At 64.8% G+C, this 20,917-nt stretch carries 23 protein-coding genes; 13 read left to right on the top strand and 10 right to left on the bottom strand.

Annotated features, from left to right (window positions below; all coding sequences use genetic code 11):
- The first annotated feature begins 133 nt into the window (after positions 1 to 133).
- Positions 134 to 1,027, top strand: a complete 894-nt coding sequence (locus tag ACFWAD_RS24655; RefSeq protein ID WP_378548630.1) for a hypothetical protein — start codon at positions 134 to 136, stop codon at positions 1,025 to 1,027.
- 54 nt (positions 1,028 to 1,081) lie between these two features.
- Here ACFWAD_RS24655 and menE read toward each other — a convergent pair whose 3' ends face one another.
- Genes menE through ACFWAD_RS24680 form a run of 5 tightly spaced genes read right to left on the bottom strand, consistent with a single transcriptional unit; the run spans position 1,082 to position 4,393 of the window.
- Positions 1,082 to 2,248 (bottom strand): o-succinylbenzoate--CoA ligase, encoded by a 1,167-nt coding sequence (menE, locus tag ACFWAD_RS24660; RefSeq protein WP_378548632.1) that lies wholly within the window; start codon positions 2,246 to 2,248, stop codon positions 1,082 to 1,084.
- Positions 2,218 to 2,520 carry a DUF3349 domain-containing protein gene (locus ACFWAD_RS24665; RefSeq protein WP_003941976.1) on the bottom strand — a complete coding sequence of 101 codons (303 nt, stop codon included), beginning with the start codon at positions 2,518 to 2,520 and terminating at the stop codon, positions 2,218 to 2,220. Before ACFWAD_RS24665 ends, menE begins: the two co-directional genes overlap by 31 nt.
- 4 nt (positions 2,521 to 2,524) lie before the next feature.
- Positions 2,525 to 2,860: a DUF3349 domain-containing protein gene (locus tag ACFWAD_RS24670; RefSeq protein ID WP_378447163.1), complete on the bottom strand. Its 336-nt coding sequence runs from the start codon at positions 2,858 to 2,860 to the stop codon at positions 2,525 to 2,527.
- Between the two features lie 54 nt (positions 2,861 to 2,914).
- Positions 2,915 to 3,178: a hypothetical protein gene (locus ACFWAD_RS24675; RefSeq protein WP_003942079.1), complete on the bottom strand. Its 264-nt coding sequence runs from the start codon at positions 3,176 to 3,178 to the stop codon at positions 2,915 to 2,917.
- 15 nt (positions 3,179 to 3,193) lie between these two features.
- Positions 3,194 to 4,393, bottom strand: a complete 1,200-nt coding sequence (locus tag ACFWAD_RS24680; RefSeq protein WP_378548634.1) for an anion permease — start codon at positions 4,391 to 4,393, stop codon at positions 3,194 to 3,196.
- 284 nt (positions 4,394 to 4,677) lie between these two features.
- On the opposite strand from ACFWAD_RS24680, the gene ACFWAD_RS24685 reads away from it, so the two are divergent.
- From ACFWAD_RS24685 to ACFWAD_RS24705, 5 genes are read left to right on the top strand one after another with little or no spacing between them, the layout of a single operon-like run.
- Entirely contained in the window at positions 4,678 to 6,102 is a 1,425-nt protein-coding gene (locus ACFWAD_RS24685) for an ABC transporter substrate-binding protein (protein ID WP_378548636.1), read from the top strand.
- A 60-nt stretch (positions 6,103 to 6,162) separates the two neighbouring features.
- On the top strand, positions 6,163 to 8,421 hold the full coding sequence (locus ACFWAD_RS24690) for an ABC transporter permease (RefSeq protein WP_378548638.1): 2,259 nt from the start codon (positions 6,163 to 6,165) through the stop codon (positions 8,419 to 8,421).
- Entirely contained in the window at positions 8,414 to 9,157 is a 744-nt protein-coding gene (locus tag ACFWAD_RS24695) for an ABC transporter ATP-binding protein (RefSeq protein ID WP_378548640.1), read from the top strand. The genes ACFWAD_RS24690 and ACFWAD_RS24695 overlap by 8 nt, the downstream gene beginning before the upstream one ends.
- The gene (locus ACFWAD_RS24700; RefSeq protein ID WP_378548642.1) at positions 9,154 to 9,912 is read left to right on the top strand and encodes an ABC transporter ATP-binding protein; all 759 of its coding nucleotides are present in this window, start codon (positions 9,154 to 9,156) and stop codon (positions 9,910 to 9,912) included. Before ACFWAD_RS24695 ends, ACFWAD_RS24700 begins: the two co-directional genes overlap by 4 nt.
- 2 nt (positions 9,913 to 9,914) lie before the next feature.
- Positions 9,915 to 10,274: a hypothetical protein gene (locus ACFWAD_RS24705; RefSeq protein WP_003942018.1), complete on the top strand. Its 360-nt coding sequence runs from the start codon at positions 9,915 to 9,917 to the stop codon at positions 10,272 to 10,274.
- Positions 10,275 to 10,354: 80 nt separating this feature from the next.
- Here ACFWAD_RS24705 and ACFWAD_RS24710 read toward each other — a convergent pair whose 3' ends face one another.
- Together ACFWAD_RS24710 and ACFWAD_RS24715 are read right to left on the bottom strand one after the other, a co-directional pair.
- Complete coding sequence (locus tag ACFWAD_RS24710; protein WP_019744328.1) at positions 10,355 to 10,744, bottom strand: VOC family protein; 390 nt, start codon at positions 10,742 to 10,744, stop codon at positions 10,355 to 10,357.
- A gap of 29 nt (positions 10,745 to 10,773) precedes the next feature.
- Positions 10,774 to 11,667 (bottom strand): 1,4-dihydroxy-2-naphthoyl-CoA synthase, encoded by an 894-nt coding sequence (locus tag ACFWAD_RS24715; protein ID WP_378537616.1) that lies wholly within the window; start codon positions 11,665 to 11,667, stop codon positions 10,774 to 10,776.
- 83 nt (positions 11,668 to 11,750) lie between these two features.
- Between ACFWAD_RS24715 and ACFWAD_RS24720 the strand changes: the two genes are divergently transcribed.
- The 3 genes from ACFWAD_RS24720 to ACFWAD_RS24730 are packed head-to-tail and all read left to right on the top strand — an operon-like array spanning position 11,751 to position 13,887.
- Positions 11,751 to 12,395 (top strand): PaaI family thioesterase, encoded by a 645-nt coding sequence (locus tag ACFWAD_RS24720; protein ID WP_037129937.1) that lies wholly within the window; start codon positions 11,751 to 11,753, stop codon positions 12,393 to 12,395.
- A gap of 1 nt (position 12,396) precedes the next feature.
- Positions 12,397 to 13,392, top strand: coding sequence for an o-succinylbenzoate synthase (locus ACFWAD_RS24725; protein WP_378548644.1), 996 nt, complete (start codon positions 12,397 to 12,399; stop codon positions 13,390 to 13,392).
- Between the two features lie 48 nt (positions 13,393 to 13,440).
- Positions 13,441 to 13,887: a DUF6918 family protein gene (locus ACFWAD_RS24730; RefSeq protein ID WP_378447170.1), complete on the top strand. Its 447-nt coding sequence runs from the start codon at positions 13,441 to 13,443 to the stop codon at positions 13,885 to 13,887.
- Positions 13,888 to 13,953: 66 nt separating this feature from the next.
- On the opposite strand, the gene ACFWAD_RS24735 is transcribed toward ACFWAD_RS24730, so the two are convergent.
- Together ACFWAD_RS24735 and ACFWAD_RS24740 are read right to left on the bottom strand one after the other, a co-directional pair.
- On the bottom strand, positions 13,954 to 14,781 hold the full coding sequence (locus ACFWAD_RS24735; RefSeq protein ID WP_378548646.1) for a siderophore-interacting protein: 828 nt from the start codon (positions 14,779 to 14,781) through the stop codon (positions 13,954 to 13,956).
- A gap of 58 nt (positions 14,782 to 14,839) precedes the next feature.
- The gene (locus ACFWAD_RS24740; RefSeq protein ID WP_378548648.1) at positions 14,840 to 15,442 is read right to left on the bottom strand and encodes a flavin reductase family protein; all 603 of its coding nucleotides are present in this window, start codon (positions 15,440 to 15,442) and stop codon (positions 14,840 to 14,842) included.
- Positions 15,443 to 15,510: 68 nt separating this feature from the next.
- Here ACFWAD_RS24740 and menD point away from each other — a divergent pair, with 68 nt between their 5' ends.
- The 4 genes from menD to ACFWAD_RS24760 all read left to right on the top strand — a co-directional run bounded on the left by menD (position 15,511) and on the right by ACFWAD_RS24760 (position 19,514).
- Entirely contained in the window at positions 15,511 to 17,124 is a 1,614-nt protein-coding gene (menD, locus tag ACFWAD_RS24745) for a 2-succinyl-5-enolpyruvyl-6-hydroxy-3-cyclohexene-1-carboxylic-acid synthase (protein ID WP_378537627.1), read from the top strand.
- Positions 17,121 to 17,564 (top strand): DUF3592 domain-containing protein, encoded by a 444-nt coding sequence (locus ACFWAD_RS24750; RefSeq protein ID WP_378537630.1) that lies wholly within the window; start codon positions 17,121 to 17,123, stop codon positions 17,562 to 17,564. The genes menD and ACFWAD_RS24750 overlap by 4 nt, the downstream gene beginning before the upstream one ends.
- Positions 17,565 to 17,632: 68 nt before the next feature.
- Positions 17,633 to 18,778 (top strand): glycosyltransferase family 4 protein, encoded by a 1,146-nt coding sequence (locus ACFWAD_RS24755; RefSeq protein WP_378548650.1) that lies wholly within the window; start codon positions 17,633 to 17,635, stop codon positions 18,776 to 18,778.
- Between the two features lie 37 nt (positions 18,779 to 18,815).
- On the top strand, positions 18,816 to 19,514 hold the full coding sequence (locus ACFWAD_RS24760) for a demethylmenaquinone methyltransferase (RefSeq protein ID WP_003941879.1): 699 nt from the start codon (positions 18,816 to 18,818) through the stop codon (positions 19,512 to 19,514).
- Between the two features lie 54 nt (positions 19,515 to 19,568).
- On the opposite strand, the gene ACFWAD_RS24765 is transcribed toward ACFWAD_RS24760, so the two are convergent.
- Entirely contained in the window at positions 19,569 to 20,831 is a 1,263-nt protein-coding gene (locus ACFWAD_RS24765; RefSeq protein WP_378548840.1) for a geranylgeranyl reductase family protein, read from the bottom strand.
- Between the last annotated feature and the right edge of the window lie 86 nt (positions 20,832 to 20,917).

Genomic DNA, 20,917 nt, shown 5'->3' on the forward strand with positions numbered 1-20,917 from the left:
ATCTTGCATGGACCTTGCGTGGAACTTGCGGTTACTTGCACAGCGCGCGAGGTCGGTGCTCCACAACCGGCAGACAATCCCCAGACGGATCTTGTTTGTCGGTGTGCGGGCGCGATGGCGTCACGCTCGCTGCATGGGAATTCTCACGCGGGCGCAGGCTCACCGGGACGGCACCAGCGACGCGCAGTTGCAGCGAGCGGTCAGGCGCGGTGAGCTGTACCGAATCGCAGCGGGGATCTACATGCGAGCCGATCACTTTCGCGAACTCGATGAGAGAGCACGCCACCGGTGCGCCGTCCTCGCGGCCGCTGAAACCTGTGGTCCAGGTGCGATCGTGAGCCACGCTTCGGCAGCGGTCATGCACGGATTGGATTGCGGCGGATTGCGATTGGGCACTGTGCACATGACGCGTAACCGGTGCTCGGGTGGGCGGAAGAGTCAGACCTTGCATCTTCATCCAGCAGTGGTCCCGCCCGAGGAGGTCGTGCTGATCGACGGTGTCGCAACCACGTCACTTGCGCGAACGTTCGTCGACCTCGCACGGACGACGTCGTTCGAGAACGCCGTGGTGATCGGCGATTGCGCCCTGCGACGCGGGATGAGACGTGAGGACGTCGACGCTTCGCTCGATCATGCGCGCGGAAGGCTGGGCATGAGTCGTGCGCGAGTGGCGGCGGAGTTCATCGAACCGGGTGCCGAGAGCCCAGGGGAGTCCATCAGCCGCGCACGCATGCGCGCCGACGGTTGGCCGAAGCCGACCCTGCAGCACGAGATCCGTCATGGTGGCCGGTTCATCGGACGAGTCGACTTCTTCTGGAAAGAGCACGGTGTGGTGGGCGAGTTCGACGGGATGGTCAAGTACCGCGGCGACAATCCGGGTAGGGCGGTAGAGCGCGAGAAACTGCGTGAGGACGCGATCCGGGACGCGGGGTTCGAGGTGTTCCGCTGGGTGTGGGCGGATCTTCGCGACTTCGAACGCGTCCGGGAAAGGTTCGAGCGGGCTTGCCTCCGCGCAGCCGCGCGCTGATTGTGCAGCCGCGGGGCTGATCAGGCCTGCGGCTGAACACTAGTGCTGCGGCTGCTAGCTGAACCGAGCCACCAGGGCGGCGCGGTCGAGCTTGCCCGGCCCGCGCAGGGGGAGCGCGTCCACGATGAAGAGTTCCCGCGGCGCTGCGGTGACGTCGAGTGTCCGCTGAGCATGTGTGCGCAGTTCCTCGAGCGTCGGAGCTTCGCCCTCTGCGACGACGACGGCCACCACCCGCTGCCCGAGACGCTGGTCCTCGATGCCGATCACCGCGCACTCGCGAACGGCGGGGTGATCGGCCAACGCGGCCTCGACCACCTGCGGTACGACGGTCAGCCCACCGGTGGAGATTGCCTCGTCCAGTCGGCCGCTGATGCGCAGGACCCCGTCGACCACTGATCCGGCGTCGTCGGTCCGGAACCACCCGGGCTCGGCGAAAGCACGGTGGTCGGGAAGCCCGCGGTACCCGGACGCGAGCATCGGCCCGCCCAGCAGAACCCGGCCGTCGTCGATACGAATCTTTGCCCCGGACAACGGGATTCCGTCGTACACACAGCCGCCGGACGTCTCACTCATCCCGTAGGTGCGGACGACGGTGATGCCAGCTTCGGTGGCCTGCGCGAGTACCGGTGCGGGAGTCGCAGCGCCGCCGAGCAGGACAGCGTCGAGCGAAGCCAACGCCTCGACAGCGGCGCGATCACCGAGCGCCTTGACCAACTGCGTCGGCACCAACGAGGTATAGCGGCGCGGTCCGCTCATCGCGGCGACAGCGCCCGGCAATGCCGCAGGGTCGAAACCCGCACTGACGTCGACGATCACCGGTTGTGTTCCGGCGAGGACACTGCGCAACAGAACCTGCATCCCGGCGATGTGGTGCGGGGGGAGAACCAGCAACCAGGATCCCGGCCCGCCGAGGCGTTCATGCGTCGCGTCGCCGCTGGCCCGCAGTGCGCTCGCCGCGAGCATCGCACCCTTCGGAGTGCCGGTGGTTCCCGAGGTTGCGACTATCAGCGAAACACCGTCGTCGATGGGCTGATCAGGGTGCAGTGCATCGCTCAGGCGGGCCGTCTCGCGTGCGTCGGCCGCCGGGACGGGGAGCACGGCGTCGTGCTTGCCTTCGAGGATCTGCGCGATGCGCGGCAGGACCTCGAAAATCGCCTCACCCTGCGGAACGGCCAGTGTGCGAAGAACGTTCACCGGACGTCCGGCCCGGCCAGCGGCCATCCACCGGCAGCCAGATGGCTTCGCACGCGGTCGACGTCGGTTTCGAGTGGCATCTCGTTGGTGATCTTCGTGATGAGGACCTGGATGTCGGTCTTCTCGATGGGCAGATCGCCGTCCTCGATCAACGCGTCGGCGACGGCGTCGACCTCGGTTTCGGAGAGTCTGCGAGTGAGAAGTGCGAAGAGGGGGATGTAGTCCTGCTCAGGGACGCCATTGGGATAGCCGGCCCGCAACCAGCCGACTATCGACGTGAGGAAGGGCGGAAGGGCCATGACGTCAGCTCACGTCTCGAACTTCGTTGTCGGATTCCGCGTCTTCGATGACCGGCCACCCACCTGCACGCAGTCTCTCGCTGACACGATCGACGTCGTCCTCGGAAGGCTCCTCGTTGAGGATTCCCTCGATGATTGCGCGGATGGTGTCGTAGTCGACGTGCCGGTCCGGTACCTCGTGTGCGGACTCGATGGACATCGAAACGACCTGCTCGATCTCCTCGTCGGTCAGACGACGACGGAGAACGGCGAGCAGCGCAAAATGATCCTTGTCCGGGATGCCCTCGGGGTACCCGGCACGCAGCCAGTCGAGCACGCTGCGCAATGAATACTTGCTCAAATCCTCGGCCTCATTTTCGTTTCGGTGGTTTCAGTGGTGTGCCGCGACGACCACTCAGAAGACGTGGATTCCGAACGTGCTGGCCAAGAAGTTCTTCATCAACAACAGTATTCCGGCGAAGATCGTGACGAGCACGACCGCAAAACAGAGGTACGCACCCATTTTACCCAGGGTGGAAGGCCCTTCGGTGCCGTCGGCGTTCGGCAGGCTCAGCGACTTGAGGCCGAAGGCGAAGATCGCCGGCAGTCCGGCTCCGAAGAGCAGTCCGACTGCCACTACCTGCCAGAGCGAATCGAGGGTATCGGTGAGTAGATGCATTCTCTTGCGCCCCTTTCAGGAGTTGCGAGTGGGTTCGGTGGACGGAGTGGGATCGACGACCGGAATCTCTCGAGCCGTCACATCCGGATTCTCGTCCCATTCAGCGGTGACGTTGGCCGCGTCTACAGGTTCCTTACGCGAACGCAGGTACATGAAGATCGCGAACGCGATGAGAGCGGCGAAGACGACGAGCACCCCGGCAAGTCCGCCGACCAGATGCGCGAGTGCCCAGCAGATAGCGCCGACGACGGCGGCCGACGGCAGCGTGATCAGCCAGGCGGCGGCCATTCGGCCTGCGACGCCCCAGCGGACCTCCGCGCCCTTGCGGCCGATGCCGGTGCCGAGGATGGATCCGGTGGCGACGTGGGTGGTCGAGAGGGGGAGTCCGAGATGGCTCGACGTGAGGATGATTGCGGCCGACGACGCTTCGGCTGCCAGACCCTGCGGCGCGGCGATCTCGACAAGGCCCTTGCCCAGGGTGCGGATGATGCGCCAACCGCCGAGGTAGGTGCCGAGAGCGATCGCGACGGCACAGGTGAACTTCACCCAGAACGGCATCTCGGTTTCGGCGGTGATGGTGCCGTGAGCGACCAGGGCCAAAAAGATGACGCCCATCGTCTTCTGGGCGTCATTGGTGCCGTGGGCAAGTGAGATCAGTGAGGCGGTGCCGATCTGGCCGTAGCGGAAACCGCGCTCACGCTCGTCTTCCTTGACGGATGCGGTGATTCGGTACACGAGCTTGGTGCCGACGCCGGCGACCAGAGCCGCGACGACCGGCGCGAGGATTGCGGGCACGACGACCTTGGTCAGAACGCCACCCCACTCGACGCCGCCCATACCGATGGAGGCGATTGCGGCGCCGATCAATCCGCCGAACAGTGCGTGCGAGGAGCTCGACGGCAATCCGAGCAGCCAGGTCGCCAGATTCCAGATGATTCCGCCGACAAGACCGGCGAACACGATCAGCAGCAGATCCTGCCCACTGACCGCGCCGAGGTTGACGACGCCTTTGGCCACGGTTGCGGCGACCTCGACGGACAGGAACGCACCGACCAGGTTCAGGATCGCGGAAAGTGTGACCGCAACTTTGGGCTTGAGTGCACCGGTCGCGATGGAGGTGGCCATTGCGTTACCCGTGTCGTGAAAACCATTCGTGAAATCGAACGCGAGGGCGGTGACAACTACCACCAGGAGGATTAAAAGCTCTGCGGTCACAACGTGAATTGTGCGTATCGAACGCGTAAAAGTACAGCGAACGGGATGCGAACAGGGGCTCCGTGGAGTACGTCCCCGCGCGTGGGCTGCGGCGCTGCCGTTCGTGATGTGTTCAGCGCCACGAAATTCGAACCCTGTGTGGGACCTCACTTTTTGGTCTCACTCACCGGGAAGGCACATTCGGGCCGTTTTAAACGCTGATTACCTACGGGCACCGAGCGCACCGGAACAGGGGTTTCACCCCTGTATCTCGGTGTCTGTCAGTGAGAAGGAGAGCTCCGACCGTGAAGCCCAACAAGTCCACGAAGCTGATCGTGGCACTCGCCGCGACCGCCGTTCTGGCATCAGCCTGCGCATCGAATCGTGGTGACGATCCCTACGCCGTCGCTGTCGGCGGATCAGGCGTCAGCGCCGACGTCGCGTCGAGCACCTCCGATGCGAAGTTCGGCACCCTCGATTCGCCGTGTGGCAAAGGCGATGCCACCGGCGCAACCGATCAGGGCGTCAGCGACACCGAGATCAAGATCGGATTCGGCGACGACCGCGGGTACGTGAAGTCTCCGGGGCTGAACAAGGAAATGAGCGACGCGGTGAACGCGCTCATCTCGTGGTGCAACGATCAGGGCGGCATCAACGGCCGCAAGGTCGTCGGAACCGACTACGACGCCGCGATGACGCAGGCCAACTCGGTTATGCAGGAAGCGTGCGCAAGCCAGTTCATGATGGTCGGCTACGGCTTCGCGATGGATCAGACCGCCGAGCAGACGCGTGTCGCGTGCAACCTGGTGTCCGTGCCAGGCTTCACCGTCTCGCCCGACGCAGCCAACGGACCGATGACGTTCCAGGGTGTCCCGTTCCCGGTCGATTACGCGAACGGCTCGCAGTGGTTCCAGATGGCCGAGATGCACCCTGACCTGGTCAACGACTTCGACGTCGTCAACAGCACGATGCCCACGATCATCAGCTCCACCACGAAGATTCGTTCGATTGCCGAGGCTGCGGGCTTCAAGCTCAAGGATTGTGGCGTCACCCTCAACTACGAGGGTGAATCGAGCTACGTGCCGTTTGCCGAGAAGTTCAAGGAGTGCGGCGCGAAGGGGATCTGGACGTCACGATCGGCGAGCCCTTCGGAACTGAACTTCGTCAAGGCCCTCGACCAGGTCGGGATCGACCCCATCTTCTTCGGTGAAGCCACCTGGTACGGCGCGACCGTCTCTGATTGGAACAAGGACACCGGCCTGCTCGACAACCTCAACGCGGGCATGACCTTCCAGATGCTCGAGAACGCGGACAAGGTGCCCGCAGTGAAGAAGTACGTCGATCTGGTCTCCGAGCAGGGCGGCAAGACCGCGCTCCTCGGTATGCAGGCGGCGTCGTCGTTCCTGCTGTGGGCAGCCGCCGCGGACGAGTGCGGCAGCGATCTGACGCGCCAGTGCATGGTCGACGAACTCTCGAGCATTCACGAGTGGGACGGCGGCGGACTGCACGCCGCCACCGATCCCGGCAAGAACATGCCGGCCACTTGCGGACTCACGACCGCGCTGAAGGGCAATACCTACTCGCAGGCCTTCCCGTCCACCGCGGGCGAATTCAAGTGCGACCCCAAGTACCTCGTCGCGACCGACAAGAGCACCTGGGGAACCGAGCTCGGCGCTGACCGCGTGTCGACGAAGTACCAGAACGCCAACGTCATCAAGCCGCAGTCCTGATTCTCCTGACTCGGGCGGTGAGCGCCAACCACCGCCCGAGTCCCTAACGAGGGTTCAGCCATGAACACTTTTGTCACTTTCACGATCCTGGGCCTGGTCCTGGGGTCGGTGTATGCGATCGCCGCCTCCGGGCTGGTGCTCACGTACAACACGTCAGGCATCTTCAACTTCGCGCACGGTGCACAGGCAATGCTCGGTGCGTTCATCTACTGGCAGTTGCGCTACGGCTGGGAACTTCCCACCGTCGTCGCTTTGCTGATTTCACTCGTCCTGGTCGGGCCACTGATGGGCCTCGGCCTCTACGTCCTGATCATGAAGGGTCTGCGCGATACCGCCGAGGTCACCAAAATCGTTGTGACGGTCTCGATCCTGCTCGGAATGCTCTCGATCTCGCACTGGTTCTGGCACCCCGAAACTGCTCGGACGATGCAGATGTTCTTCGGCGACCAGTCCAAGATCACGGTGTTCGGCGCGAGCATTCGCTACCACGAGTTGATCTGCATCCTCGTTGCGATCGCCATCGCGGTCGGCCTGCGGATCCTGTTCACGCGCACCCGCGCCGGCGTCGCGATGCGCGGCGTCGTCGACGATCCGGAACTACTGCGCCTCAACGGGCACAATCCGGAGCGCCTCGCGGCACTGTCGTGGGCGATGGGTTCGACGCTCGCCGTCCTCGCCGGCATCCTGATCACCCCGATCAGCGGCGGCACGCTCGAAGCGAACATGTTGACGCTCTTGGTGATCGACGCGTTTGCCGCGGCCATGTTCGGCCGGTTGCGCAGCATCCCGCGCACCTTTGTCGGCGCCGTGGTTCTCGGGCTTGCCGGTACGTACGTATTGGCGTACTTCCCGACGAGTTGGAGTTGGACGTCGAATTTCCGTGTCTCCCTGCCGATGATCGCGCTGTTCGTCGTACTCATCGTCCTACCTCAGGACCGCTTGCGCGGTGCGGTCACTCGTACTCGCGAGCGCTACCACGTGCCGAGCGTGCGCAAGGCCGTCGTCTGGGGCGTGGCCCTGATCGTCATCGTCTACCTGATCCGTCTGCTGATGGTGACGTCCGCGGTCACCACACTGACCATCGGAATGACGTTCGCGATCATCGCACTCTCGCTCACCCTCCTCACCGGCTATGCGGGTGAATTGAACTTGGCGCCGGTGTCTTTCGGCGCTATCGCCACCATCGTGGCCTTCCACTTCGGGATCTCCGGTTCCGGATTGGCCGCGCACCTCAACCTGTGGGCCATCGTCGTCGGAGTCCTGGTCACCGCAGTCATCGGCGGCCTGGTCGCCCTACCGGCGCTGCGGCTGCGAGGACTGTATCTGGCGCTTGCGACCATGGCCTTCGGAGTGTTCCTCTCCAACATGGTCCTTCGTGACACCACCGAACACGAGATGTTCGGCATCCGGTACTCGCTGTTCAAGGACGGCAACATCGCCCTGCCGCCGCTGAAGATCGGCCCGCTCGATCTGAGCAACGAGACGGTGTTCCTGATGACCGTGACCGCGCTGTTCTCGGTACTCGGCGTCGGCGTCATCGCGTTGCGTAACAGCGGCTACGGGCGCCGACTCGCTGCGATGAAGGACAGCCCGGCCGGTTCGGCCATGCTCGGGCAGAGCCTGGTTCGGCTCAAGCTGAGCGTCTTCATGATCTCCTCGGGGATCGCCGGCCTCGGCGGCATTCTGATGTCGAGCGCCATGGGCTCCGTTTCGGGCGAAAGCTTTGCCATCATGGTCAGCCTCTCGCTGCTCATGCTGACCGTCGTCGCGGGTATCGGATACGTCACCGGCGCCCTGTTCGGTGGACTGATGGCCGGAATCGGGTTTGCAGTCATCATGGTCTCGTTCACCAATCTGGCTTCGGCGCAACCGGAGTTGGAGGGAATGTGGCTGCTCTTCGGCAACATCGCGGCCGTCAGCCCGGCACTGATCGGCATCGGTGTCGGCGCGAACCCCAGCGGAACGGTCCACACCGTGATCGAGGGCTACCGAAGGCTTGCCGACGCCAAGCCGGTTCTGATCGGCGGCGCCGCAGTTGTTCTGCTGACGTACGTCCTTGCCCTGGCCGGCGTGCTCGGCAACTGGTGGTTCGCATCCATCACGATTGCCGTGGTGTTCATGCTGCCGGTGATCGGTGAGATGGTCATGCCCAGTGCGGTTCTCACCCCGGAAGAACTGGCCGCCAAGTCGACAATCGTTCCCGAGGACGTCGGGATCGTCGTTCCGTACAGCCCCGAGATCCGTGACGAGATCGACCGCGAACTGGGGATTCCTCAGTACCAGGGCGGCTCGCCGAAGGAGTTGACCGCTCATGTCTGATGCACCACTTCTCGAAACACGCGGTGTGAGCGTTCGTTTCGGTGGACACGTCGCGGTCAAGGACGTTTCGCTCACCGTGCAACCCGGCACGGTGACGGGTCTCATCGGACCGAACGGCGCCGGTAAGACGACGCTCTTCAACACCATCACCGGGCTGCAGAAACCCACGTCCGGTCAGGTGTTCCTCGGTGGCGTCGACGTGACGAAGCTGCCGCCGCACAAGCGTGCGGGTCGGGGGCTGGCACGTACCTTCCAGCGGCTCGAGCTGTTCGTCTCGCTGTCGGTGCGCGACAACCTGCGCGTCGCGGGAGACATCCACAAGGCCAACGGCCGCAACAAGATCGACGTGGACGGCGAGACCGATCGCCTGCTGGAGCTGACCGGGCTCACGGATGTCGCTGACAAGGACGTCGCGGACATTCCCACCGGACGTGCTCGCGTCGTCGAAGTTGCACGAGCCCTCATGACCGACCCGCGAGTCCTTCTGCTCGACGAACCGGCCTCGGGTCAGACCGAGCAGGAAACCGAGGTCTTTGCGGAGATGCTCACCGAACTGGCTGCGGGTGGACTCGGAATCTGTCTGGTGGAGCACGACATTCCGCTGGTGATGAAGGTGTGCTCGACCATTCACGTGCTCGACTACGGCGCTGTCCTCGCCTCGGGTGATCCGGAGAAGATCCGGACGGATCCGGAAGTGATCGCGGCCTACCTCGGGACCGAGGAGGAGGCGGTATGACTTCAGCGAAAATTGGCGAGGCGAAAATCGACGAGGGCATACGCAGCCCCGACCGCGCCGAACCGTTGCTCGAACTGTCCGGTGTCCGCGCCGGTTACGGGTCCATCGAGGTTCTGCACGGGGTGGATCTGGTTCTCGAACCCGGCGCCGTGGTGGCGCTGCTCGGGCCCAACGGCGGCGGCAAGACGTCGACGCTCAAGATCTGCTCGGGAATCCTGCCCGTCACCCGCGGAGAGTTCCGGCTCGCGGGCCAGGTCGTGAACGGCGTCGAGCCTTCGGAGTTGGCGCGGCTGGGTGTCTGCTCCATCCCTGAGGGACGCGGGATCTTCGCGAACCTCACCGTGCGGGAAAACCTGTGGATCGCCACGGGAACGGGCGTCGGGCTGGCCGAACTCGAAGAGGTTGCGTACGGCAGGTTCCCGATCCTGGGGGAGCGGCGCGGACAGTTGGCCGGATCGATGTCCGGTGGTGAGCAGCAGATGCTGGCGCTGTCGCGGGCACTCGGCACTCACCCGACGGTGCTCCTGCTCGACGAGCTGTCGATGGGACTCGCACCTCGAATCGTCTCGCAGATGTACGACGTCGTCGGCTCACTTGCAGCCGAAGGCATTTCCATTCTGGTTGCCGAGCAGTTCGCGCGAGCGGTGCTGCCCATCGCGACCTCGGCCGCACTGATGTTGCAGGGACGCGTCGTGAAAACCGGCGATCCGCACGACATCGAAAACGAACTTTCTACCAGTTATCTAGGAGGATGACGATGACTACTCTCGCCGAAGATCGCCGTGAGGAATTCAAGAAGAACATCGCAGAGTTGAAGCTGGACAAGAAGCAGGCAGGCGGCGACGCGGCTACGCGCATCGCGGGCCTGGTGCTCATGGTCGTCGGAGTGGTCGGCGCCTTCGTCGTCTACATCTCCTCGCTGACGCTCTCGGACCTGCGTGATCTGGTGTCGTACCAGATCCTCACCGTGGTTTTCCTCGCCCTGACGGTGGTCGGCGCTGCGCTCTTCCTGGCCGCATCGGTGGCAAAGGTGCTGCGGCTGTGGTTGGTTCGCCAACTGCTCGAGGGCCAGGCACAGACAGATCAGATCTCGCAGGCGTTGAGCACGCGCAACTGATCCCTGGGAAGAACCGAAAGATGCCCGCCACGAAAGTCGTGGCGGGCATCTGTCACTGCTCGGCTACAGCTGTGTCTCGACTATGCGGACGGTGGCCGGGAATCGCGTCGGATGGGATGGTCCTCCGGGATCTGCACCATCACGATCGGTGTCCCGTCGGGGTCGGCGATCCACATCTCGTGCAGACCCCACGGTTCCTGCCTGGCCTCGCGGGCGATCTTGACCCCGGCGAGAACCAGTTCGGTCTGAGCGGCAGTGAGGTCACGGACCTGCAGCCAGATCGCGCCGCGAAACCCACCCTCGCCGGTGCCGCCGTGCGCAGCGACTTCGATCAGCCCTTGGCCGGCGAAGAAGACTGTGCCGCCTGGATATTCACGAGCGATCGCCAAACCGAGGGTGTCTCGGTAGAAGCTCAGCGTTCGTTCGTACTCGCTCGGGCGCAATATCGTACGGCTACTCAGAATCTCCACGTCCGGCCTCCCGTCTCACACCTACTGTCTCAGAAGTACCAGGGATATGGTGACCAATCGGGATCGCGCTTCTCGAGGAACGAGTCACGACCCTCGACGGCCTCGTCGGTCATGTACGCCAAACGTGTTGCCTCACCGGCGAACAACTGCTGACCGACCAACCCGTCGTCCTGCAGGTTGAACGCGTACTTGAGCATCCGCTGCGCCTGCGGCGACTTGCCGTTGATCTTGCCGGCCCAGTCGATCGCGACGTTCTCGAGTTCCGCGTGGTCGACAACCTTGTTGACGGCGCCCATCTGATGCATTTCCTCGGCGGTGTACGTCTCACCCAGGAAGAAGATTTCGCGGGCGAACTTCTGGCCCACCATCTTTGCCAGGTAGGCGCTGCCGTAACCGCCGTCGAAGCTTCCGACGTCGGCGTCGGTCTGCTTGAAGCGAGCATGCTCGCGGCTCGCGAGCGTCAGGTCGCACACCACGTGCAGGCTGTGGCCGCCGCCCGCAGCCCAGCCGTTGACCAGGCAGATGACTACCTTCGGCATGAAGCGGATCAGGCGCTGAACCTCGAGGATGTGCAGGCGTCCCGCGCGTGCCTTGTCGACGGTGTCCGCTGTTTCACCTTCGGCATACTGGTAGCCGTTGCGGCCACGGATGCGCTGGTCGCCGCCCGAGCAGAACGCCCAGCCGCCGTCCTTCTCGCTCGGTCCGTTGCCGGTAAGCAGCACCGCTCCCACGTCGGAGGTCATGCGGGCGTGATCGAGGGCCCGGTACAACTCGTCGACGGTGTGCGGGCGGAACGCATTACGTACTTCCGGTCGGTCGAAGGCAACGCGAACGGTGCCTTGGCTGACGTGCCGGTGGTAGGTGATGTCGGTGAGGTTCTCGAATCCGGGGACAGGGCGCCAGAGCTGCGGGTTGAAGGTCACCTGAGCCACGATAGAGGCACGCCTCGCGCGTCTAACGGATACCTGAGGTAGAACACGTTCCCGGGCGCGCTAACGTGCAGGTCATGAGCGAACAAACCGCAGACGGCACGGAGATCGTCACAGACGGTGAGAAGCGGGGCGGATTTCCACGGTTCCGGCACACTCCCGCAGGTCCGGACTTCGGCCGTTTCGTCGAAGCGATGCGCAGGTTGCAGGACCTTGCGGTCTCGACCAACGTGCCCGACGACGTACTCGCCGACATCGCCACGCAGGCCGAGGAGCTTGCCGATCGGTTGACGCCGTACGAGGTCCCGGAAGGCAAGTCGCCCGCGGGTTCCAACATTCAACTGCCCGGTCGCGGCAGCCTCCTCATGCTTCCGTGGATGGTCGAGAAGTTCGACACCGAAGGAGTCCGCAGTACCGGTGTCTTCCGTCGCTACCACCTGGGCGGCAACGGTGCCGCTCACGGCGGCGTATTGCCCCTGCTTTTCGACGACGTCTTCGGGATGACGGTCCACGCGGGTGGCCGTCCGATCTCCCGCACCGGCTACCTCCACATCAACTACCGCGCCATCACTCCGCTCAATCAACAACTGGTGATCGAGGGGCAGGTGGATCGGGTCGAGGGTCGCAAGACTTTTGTCAGCGCGCGCCTGACCGATCTCGACGGCAAGCTCCTCGCCGACGGTGAGGCGCTCATGATCGAACTGCTTCCGGGACAGCCCTGACATGTTCCCCTCGTTCGACGATCTGATCGCGGACGCCGTGGTGCTCGCGCTGCCGATGCGAGTTCGCTTTCGCGGCATCACGACTCGTGAGGCGCTGCTCGTTCGCGGCCAGGCCGGGTGGGGAGAATTCGCCCCGTTCGTCGAGTACGACGACGACGAGGCGTCGCAGTGGCTGCTCGCGGGTATCGAAGCGGCGTGGCTGGGTCCGCCGCCGGCGCTTCGTGACGCAGTTCCCGTCAACGCGACCGTGCCGGCGATCGACGCGTCTGCCGTTCCGGAATTGTTGGAGCGCTTCCCCGGGGCCCGGACCGCCAAGGTCAAGGTCGCCGAGAAGGGGCAGTCTCTGGCGCAGGACGTCGCACGGGTGAACGAGGTCCGTCGGCACATCCCGAACGTGCGCGTCGACGCCAACGGCGGTTGGAGTGTGGACGAGGCGATCACGGCTTTGCGTGCGATCACCGAGGACGGTGACCTCGAATACGCCGAGCAGCCGTGTGCCAGCGTCGAGGAACTGGTCAGGGTTCGCGCCGCGAGGACCGGTGTGCGGATCGCTGCTGACGAGAGCATTCGCCGCGCCGAGGACCCGCTGCGCGTCGTACGAGCCGGGGGAGCGGACGTAGCCGTCGTGAAGGTGCCGCCACTGGGTGGAATGCGTGCTGTGGTGGCGCTGTCGGCGCAGCTGGCGGACTACGGGGTGCCGGTGGTGGTCTCGAGTGCGCTGGACACGGCTGTGGGGATGTCAGCGGGGCTGGCTGCCGCGGCAGCCTTGCCTTCGCTTCCGTTTGCCTGCGGCCTCGGCACCGGCGGCCTGTTCGTCCGGGATGTCGCGGTCACCGGGGCAGCCGTCGACGGCGCTTTGTCCGTTGGCGCGGTCGAGCCCGACCCCGTTCTACTCGAGACGCTGGCCGCGCCGGCGGACCGGCGCGACTGGTGGCTGGATCGTGCTCGGCGCTGCCATCGGATACTCGGCGGTAAGGACCTGCCGAATTTCGTATAGTCTCGGGCCCGACCTGATGAACATCAGTGAAGAATGAAGGGATCGAAAGTGGTTGCAGCTCTGAACGAAACCCTGCTCGAGGAATCACGGGTTCCCGCGGTCGTCGCGGACGTGCAGACCTTGATCGACGCAGAGGTTTCGGATAAGTCGGGGGCCTCAGGGCTGGCTCTCAAGGGTGGCTACGGCGCGGTCAAGAAGGTGAGCCCGTCCATCGTGCCGGACGCCGTCACCGCGCTTCTGCCGGCTTTCGTGGCAAAGCTCGAGCCGTACTGGCAGGACTTCTCGGCTTCCGGCGAAGGTAGCTTCGCCGATTTCATCAGCGCCCGCGGTGACGCGGTTGCCGATTCCCTCCTCGAGGTGACGGACGAGCGTATCGACGGCAGCGACAAGGCCGTCGTCAAGTCGATGTACTCGAAGCTGCGCGGTTCGGCCAAGAAGCATGTGACTGCAGCTCTGCCCCGTCTGGGCGAGCTGATCCAGAAGCACGCTGCCTAAGCGAACGTAAAACAACGAGTGGCCCGGGAGTTTCTCCCGGGCCACTCGTCGTTTTCGGTGCGTTTGTCAGTGAGCCGAATGGCCGTGGCGCCAGAAGCCGGTGAAGGTGATGTCGGTTTTGGCGAACTTCCTGTCGTTCACCAGATGCCGACGCAGCCCGGTGGTAAGTGCCTGTTCGCCGGCGACAAACGTGTACGACGGCCCCTCGGGCAGTTTGGCATCGCGGACGGTCTCGAGGGTCAGTACACCCGGTGTAGCGTGTTCGTCCTCGCGAACGAGCCAATGAACATTGACGTTCGCCAGCTCCGGAATGTCTTGCTTGTCTTCGATGTTCGGAATCTCGACGAAGACCTCGGCACGCAGGTCTGCGGGCGCGGTTTCCAGAATGCCGATGATCGCGGGAAGCGCACTCTCGTCGCCGACGAGCAGTTGCCACGTGGCCTCGGGAGTGGGGTTGTAGATGCACCCCTCGTCGAGGAGGGCGACCTTGTCGCCGGCCGACGCGGTGTCCGCCCACGCGGATGCCGGGCCGATGTCCCCGTGGTAAGCGAAGTCGATGTCGATCTCCGTGGTCTCGCCGAAGAGGCCTGATCCGGCCGCACGATAGGCGCGAATCGTGTAGTTGCGCACGATAGGTCGCGTGTCCTTGGACATCAACAGATACTGCGCGTACCAGAGATTGCTTGCCGCGCTCGGCAACCGGAGTTCACTCTGACCGAGTTGCGGGATGAACATGCGGAACCACTGATCTGCACCCATCGGTGCGATGGTGGACAGTTCCTCGCCCGCAATGGTCACTCGGATGAAGCTGGGGCTGATTCGCTTGTTCGCCACGACCTGCGCCGACACGATGCTGCGTGAGGCCGGTTTCACGAACTTGGCGCGCTTGGCCATGACTGGTTGCTCCCTGATTATCTGTTACTCGTACCTAATCAGGTAACCCTAACCTGATTTAGCCTCGCGGTGGAGTGGTGGGTCTGTCCTTTTCGACGACTTCGGGCGGAAGGCCCCACTGCGCTCGGCCCAGTCGACTCATCGGCGCTATCGCCGCGAAGTCCGGTAGCCCGTCGTCGGCCACGGCCTCGGGACGCACAGCGACCGCGACCACGTTTCCCATCACGACAAACGAATTACCGACCTCGATGACCTGGTGAAGCGTGCATTCGATGGCGATCGGGGAGTCGGCGACCCGGACCGGTCGAACCCGCTCACTCGGCTCACTCGCGATACCGAGCTCGAGAAATTCGTCGGCATCGGCGTCGTAGAAAGCCGAACTGGCGTTCACGACGTCCGCGAGCGGAGCCGTCGCGAGATTGACGACGAATTCGCCGGTCGCTTCGATGTTGCGCAGACTGTCCTTGCGCCCGACCGACGTGAACTGCACGATCGGCGGCGCCGAACTGGCCACGGTGAAGAAGCTGTACGGAGCCAGATTGCCGACGCCGTCGGCCGACACCGTGGACACCCACGCAATCGGCCGGGGGACCACCGAAGCGGTGAGTAACTGGTAGAACCGGCGGGGTTCGAGCTCGGCTGGATCGAAGAGTGTGCGCACCCACTCATAATGCCGCTGTCCCCGACCCTGGGCATGCTTGCGCCCGAACATCTGACACTCTTGAAGGCGTGAATCCGTCCACTGCACAAGCCACAGCCGTCGTCGACGAACTGGTTCGTGGTGGCGTGCGTGAAGTCGTGCTGTGTCCAGGCTCTCGCAACGCGCCCCTCGCATTTGCCCTACAGGCTGCCGACCTCGACGGCCGGTTGCGTCTGCACATGCGGATCGACGAGCGGACCGCAGGCTTTCTGGCACTCGGACTGGCAATCGCCGGGAAACGACCGGTCCCCATCGTGATGACCTCCGGGACCGCCGTCGCCAACCTCGGACCCGCTGTCCTCGAGGCCAACTACGCGCGAGTGCCGCTCGTCGTCCTGAGCGCGAACCGGCCGTACGAGATGCTCGGCACCGGCGCCAACCAGACCGTCGAACAGCTCGGGCTCTTCGGCAGTCAGGTCCGCGCAACCATCAGCCTGGGCCTGGCCGAGGACGATTCGACGCAGAACAGCCAGTGGCGCTCGGCAGTCTGCCGTGTGCTCGCCGCTGCCCGCGGAACCCGATCCGGAAACGCGGGCCCCGTGCATTTCGACATCCCGCTGCGTGAGCCGCTGGTGCCGGACGTGCACGTCCAGGGACCGGTTCCGGAAGGCCGTCCCGGCGGTGCGGCCTGGACCACCACGCAGAACGCGACGCTCGACGTTCCGGTCGATCTGGACCTCACCGCGGACACGGTGGTCATCTCCGGACACGGCAGTGCACTTCGGCCCGAGCTGGCCGGCCTGCCGACGGTGGCCGAGCCGACGGCTCCGATGCACGGGATCGCGCTGCATCCACTCGCTCTCTCTCAACTCAAGCCCAAGCAGGCGATCATCACCGGCCGCCCGACGCTGCATCGCCAGGTCTCGAAGGTGTTGGCCGACCCGAGCGTCGACGTCTACGCGCTGACAACCGGGCCGCGCTGGCCCGACGTGTCCGGCAACGTACTCGCCACCGGTACCAGGGCAGTGGTCACCGGAACGCCAGATCCCGCATGGATCGCTCGGTGCGCCGCGCTGACCGAACACGCCGAAACTGCCGTGCGTAAGCAACTCGACGCCCACCCGAAGGCGACCGGCCTGCACGTCGCAGCGGCCGTGATGGATGCGCTGGTGGACGGTGACCAGCTTCTGCTCGGCGCGTCCAATCCCGTTCGCGACGCGGCCCTCGTGAGTTACCCCAAGCCCGCAGTGCGGGTGCTGTCCAACCGCGGTGTCGCAGGTATCGACGGCACCGTCTCGGCGGCGGTCGGTGCCGCGTTGGCGTACGACGGTGGCCGGACCGTCGCTCTCATGGGCGACCTGACATTCCTGCACGACGCTTCCGGACTGCTGATCGGGACCGGTGAGCCGAGGCCGAGCGACCTCACCATCGTCGTCGCCAACGACGACGGCGGCGGCATCTTCGAGCTCCTCGAACAAGGCGACCCGCAGTACGCCGGAGTCTTCGAGCGAGTCTTCGGAACTCCGCACGGCATGGACCTGGCCGCGCTCTGTGCGGCGTACCGCGTGCCACACGCAGCTGTCACTGTCGACGCCTTGGCCACGACGCTGGCGCAACCAGCCAACGGCATCCGTGTTCTCGAGGTCGCGACAGATCGCAGTGGGCTGCGCGAACTCCACGCTTCCGTGCGGGCACAGCTGTGACGCAAACAGTTCTGCGTCGCTTCCGCATCGGCGTGCTGGTGGTTGCCGTCGGCATTTCGGTGCTCGCGGTCATCCTCGTCCTCGGTGCCTGGCGCAACGATCGGACCATCGAATCGAACATGGGGACCGCAACTGCCGAGGTGCTCTCGGCAGGCTCGCTTCGGTCGGCGATCAGCTTCGTGACACCGGACGGCGCAAATCACAACCCCGAACTCGGCGTGCTCTACCCCACCAATCTGACTGTGGGACAACGTATCGAGGTCGAGTACTCCAAGGCCGACCCCGATTTGGTCCGGGTGGCGGGACGCAATGCGACGGTGGCGCTGATCCCGGCCGGATCCGTGATCGTCGTGACGTGGCTCCTGGCTGGACCGTCGATCTGGTACCTGCGCAAGCGGGAAGCACAGGCAGCGGGTTCGGCGCCGGTCGCCTCGAGTTAGTTCGCGCTTCGCCCGAACTTCACACGAACATGACGTGGACTTTTCCTGGCCCTGTCACCGTTCTCGGTGTGAGAGTAGCCATCGTTGCGGAGTCATTCCTGCCCAACATGAACGGCGTCACCAACTCGGTACTACGCGTGCTCGAACACCTCGATCGCACTGGCCACGACGCCATGGTCATCGCGCCGGACACCGTCGGATCCGACACCTCCGCCGCCACCGAACACGAAGGCGTTCAGGTGGTTCGGGTGCCCGCCGTCATGGTGCCCAAAGTCAGTTCACTCCCCGTCGGCCTGCCACAACCACGTCTGACGACGGCCGTGCGGACCTTCGCGCCCGACGTCGTACATCTGGCGTCACCGTTCCTGCTCGGTGCCGGGGGAGTCGCCGTCGCCAAACGCCTCGGAATCCCCACCGTCGCGGTTTATCAGACCGATGTCGCTGGATTCGCCGAAAGCTACGGTCTCGGCGTCACCAGTCGCGCCGCATGGGCGTGGACCCGTCGAATCCACAAGAGCTGCAACAGGACACTCGCGCCGTCCACCTCGGCGGTCGACGCGCTCGAAGAGCACGGCATTCCGCGCGTGCACCGGTGGGCCCGCGGCGTCGACGCACAACGATTCGCGCCTTCGCGTCGTAGCTCGGCTTTGCGGCAGTCCTGGATCGGTGACAGCGACAGGTTGGTGGTCGGCTTCGTCGGTCGCCTCGCGCCCGAAAAGCACGTCGAACGATTGGCGGCGCTGGCCGGCGATCCCAGTGTGCAGATCGTCGTCGTCGGAGACGGCCCGGACCGCCAGAATCTGCAGCGACTGATGCCGGACGCGATCTTCACCGGACAACTCGGCGGTACCGCGCTTGCTGACGCTTACGCCAGCCTGGACGTGTTCGTTCACCCCGGCGAGCACGAGACCTTCTGCCAGGCGGTTCAGGAAGCGCTCGCGAGCGGTGTGCCCGTCGTCGGCCCGGACGCCGGTGGCCCGCGTGACCTGATCTCGCATTGCCGCAACGGCTACCTCCTGCCGACGGACAGGTTTACCGAACTCCTGCCCAGCGCTGTCGACGCACTTCGCCAGCGTGATCTGCGAGTGCAGTTCGGCTCCGCAGCGAGGCGCTCGGTGCTGCACCGCACCTGGCCGGCCATCTGCGAAGAGCTGCTCCGTCACTACGAGGACGTGCAGGGCCTCAGGCGGCGAACGGGTGCCAGAGCAGCCTGAACGCCCTCGCTGCCCGAGGGTTGGTAGCGTTTCGGGTGTGGCCACTACACACGGAACCCGAGCAACTCTCGAGAAGCAACCGCACGAAGTCGCGTCGATGTTCGACGACGTCGCGGAGCGGTACGACCTCACCAACACCGTGCTGTCCTTCGGCCAGGACAAGGGTTGGCGCAAGGCCACCCGCGAAGCCCTCGACCTGAAGCCGGGAGAGAAGGTGCTCGACCTCGCTGCCGGAACCGGTGTCTCGACCGTCGAACTGGGGCGCTCCGGGGCCTGGTGCGTCGCCACCGACTTCTCCAAGGGAATGCTCAAGGCGGGAATCTCGCGCAAAGTTCCGATGGTCGCAGGTGACGCGATGTACCTGCCGTACGCCGACAACGTTTTCGATGCCGCGACGATTTCCTTCGGCCTGCGCAACGTCTCCGACTTCGAGGCCGGACTTCGCGAGATCGCCCGGGTCACCAAGCCGGGCGGACGCCTCGTCGTCAGCGAGTTCTCGACGCCCGTCTTCGGGCCGTTCCGCACGGTCTACATGGAGTACCTCATGAAGGCGCTCCCGCAGGTCGCACGCACTGTCAGCAGCAACCCCGACGCCTACGTCTACCTCGCCGAATCGATCCGCGCCTGGCCGACCCAGGAAGAGCTGGCCCGCAAGATCGAGGCCGCCGGGTGGAAGAACGTCAAGTGGCGCAACCTCACCGGCGGCATCGTGGCGCTGCATTACGCCACTGCCTGACTGCTGTGCGCCTTTATTAACCCCCGGCGGTTAACAAAGGCGCACAGCAGTTGCTCAACCGAACAGCGGTCGGGAGTCGATCTTTCTCGACGCGGCCCCTGACGCGCGCCATGCCTTCGCTGTCAGATCGGCGTCGGCGTCGGTGACGAGGTTTCCCATCACCCGAACGGCGACCGTCATCAGTGCCCGTGAGCGCATCGCAATCGGACCCGACGCGGGCAGGAACTGCGGAACCGTCAGCAGTCCTGCGAGTCGGCGCGCGACCGAGAACGCCTGCCCGTAATGCTCCCGCAGCACGATCGGCCACAGCTGCGTCAGATCGTCGGCGCCGAGCGCTTCGACCACCAAGCGTCCGCCTTCGAGGCCGTAGTCGATGCCCTCACCGTTGAGCGGGTTCACGCACGCTGCGGCGTCACCGATCACGGCCCAGTTGCGTCCGGCGATGTTGGAGACGGCGCCGCCCATGGGTAGCAAAGCCGAAGCGACGGAATGTATTTCGCTGCTCCACTGCCACTCGCTTCGGCGCTGATCGGTGTAGAGGTCGAGCAAGGGTCGCAGGGCACCTGGTGCCGGACGCTTGGACGTCGCCAGTGTCCCGACGCCGATGTTCACCTCGCCGGTACCGAGCGGGAAGATCCAGCCGTACCCCGCCTGCAACGTGCCCTCACCGTCCCGCAGTTCCAGATGCGAGGTGATCCACGGATCGGCGCTGCGCGGCGTTGCGACATACGCGCGTGCGGCGACGCCGTACGCGGTGTCCCGGTGCCACTGCCGTCCCAGCTTCTTGCCGAGCGTCGAGCGAACACCGTCGGCGATGATCAGCGTCCGACAACGAAGGGTGCTGCGTCCCGAGGGGCCGGCGAGTACGACGGCGGCTACTCGATCACCGTCGAGTTCGACGTCCACTGCTTTAGTGCCCTCGACCATGACCGCGCCGGATTCGACGGCGCACCGGCGAATGGCGTCGTCGAGTTCGGTGCGGGGGATGGCGCTGCCGATCGGTGGAAACGACGTTCCTGGCCACTCGAGTTCGAGTTCTTGTCCGAAGCCGGACAACCGCAGGCCCTTGTTCGTCGTATGTGACCGAACCCACTCGCCGAGGCCGAGGAGATCCAGTTCGGCTACGGCGCGCGGAGTGAGTCCATCACCACAAGTCTTGTCTCGCGGGAAGACGGCAGCGTCCACCAGAACGACGTCTCGGCCGCTGCGGGCGGCCCATGCCGCGGCCGAAGAACCCGCGGGACCTGCGCCGATGACCACAATGTCGGTTTCGGTCGGAAGCGAATCGACGACGGGGGACTGCTCTTCTACGGACACACTCACATCTTCCCAGGCTCGCGATCGCCACCGTGGCGAGGCCGTCCCGAGTGCGAACCGCTAGGTTCACTACCGTGGGAACCGAG

It is taken from the genome of Rhodococcus sp. NPDC059969 (genome assembly GCF_042738325.1).
GTDB lineage: Bacteria > Actinomycetota > Actinomycetes > Mycobacteriales > Mycobacteriaceae > Rhodococcus_F.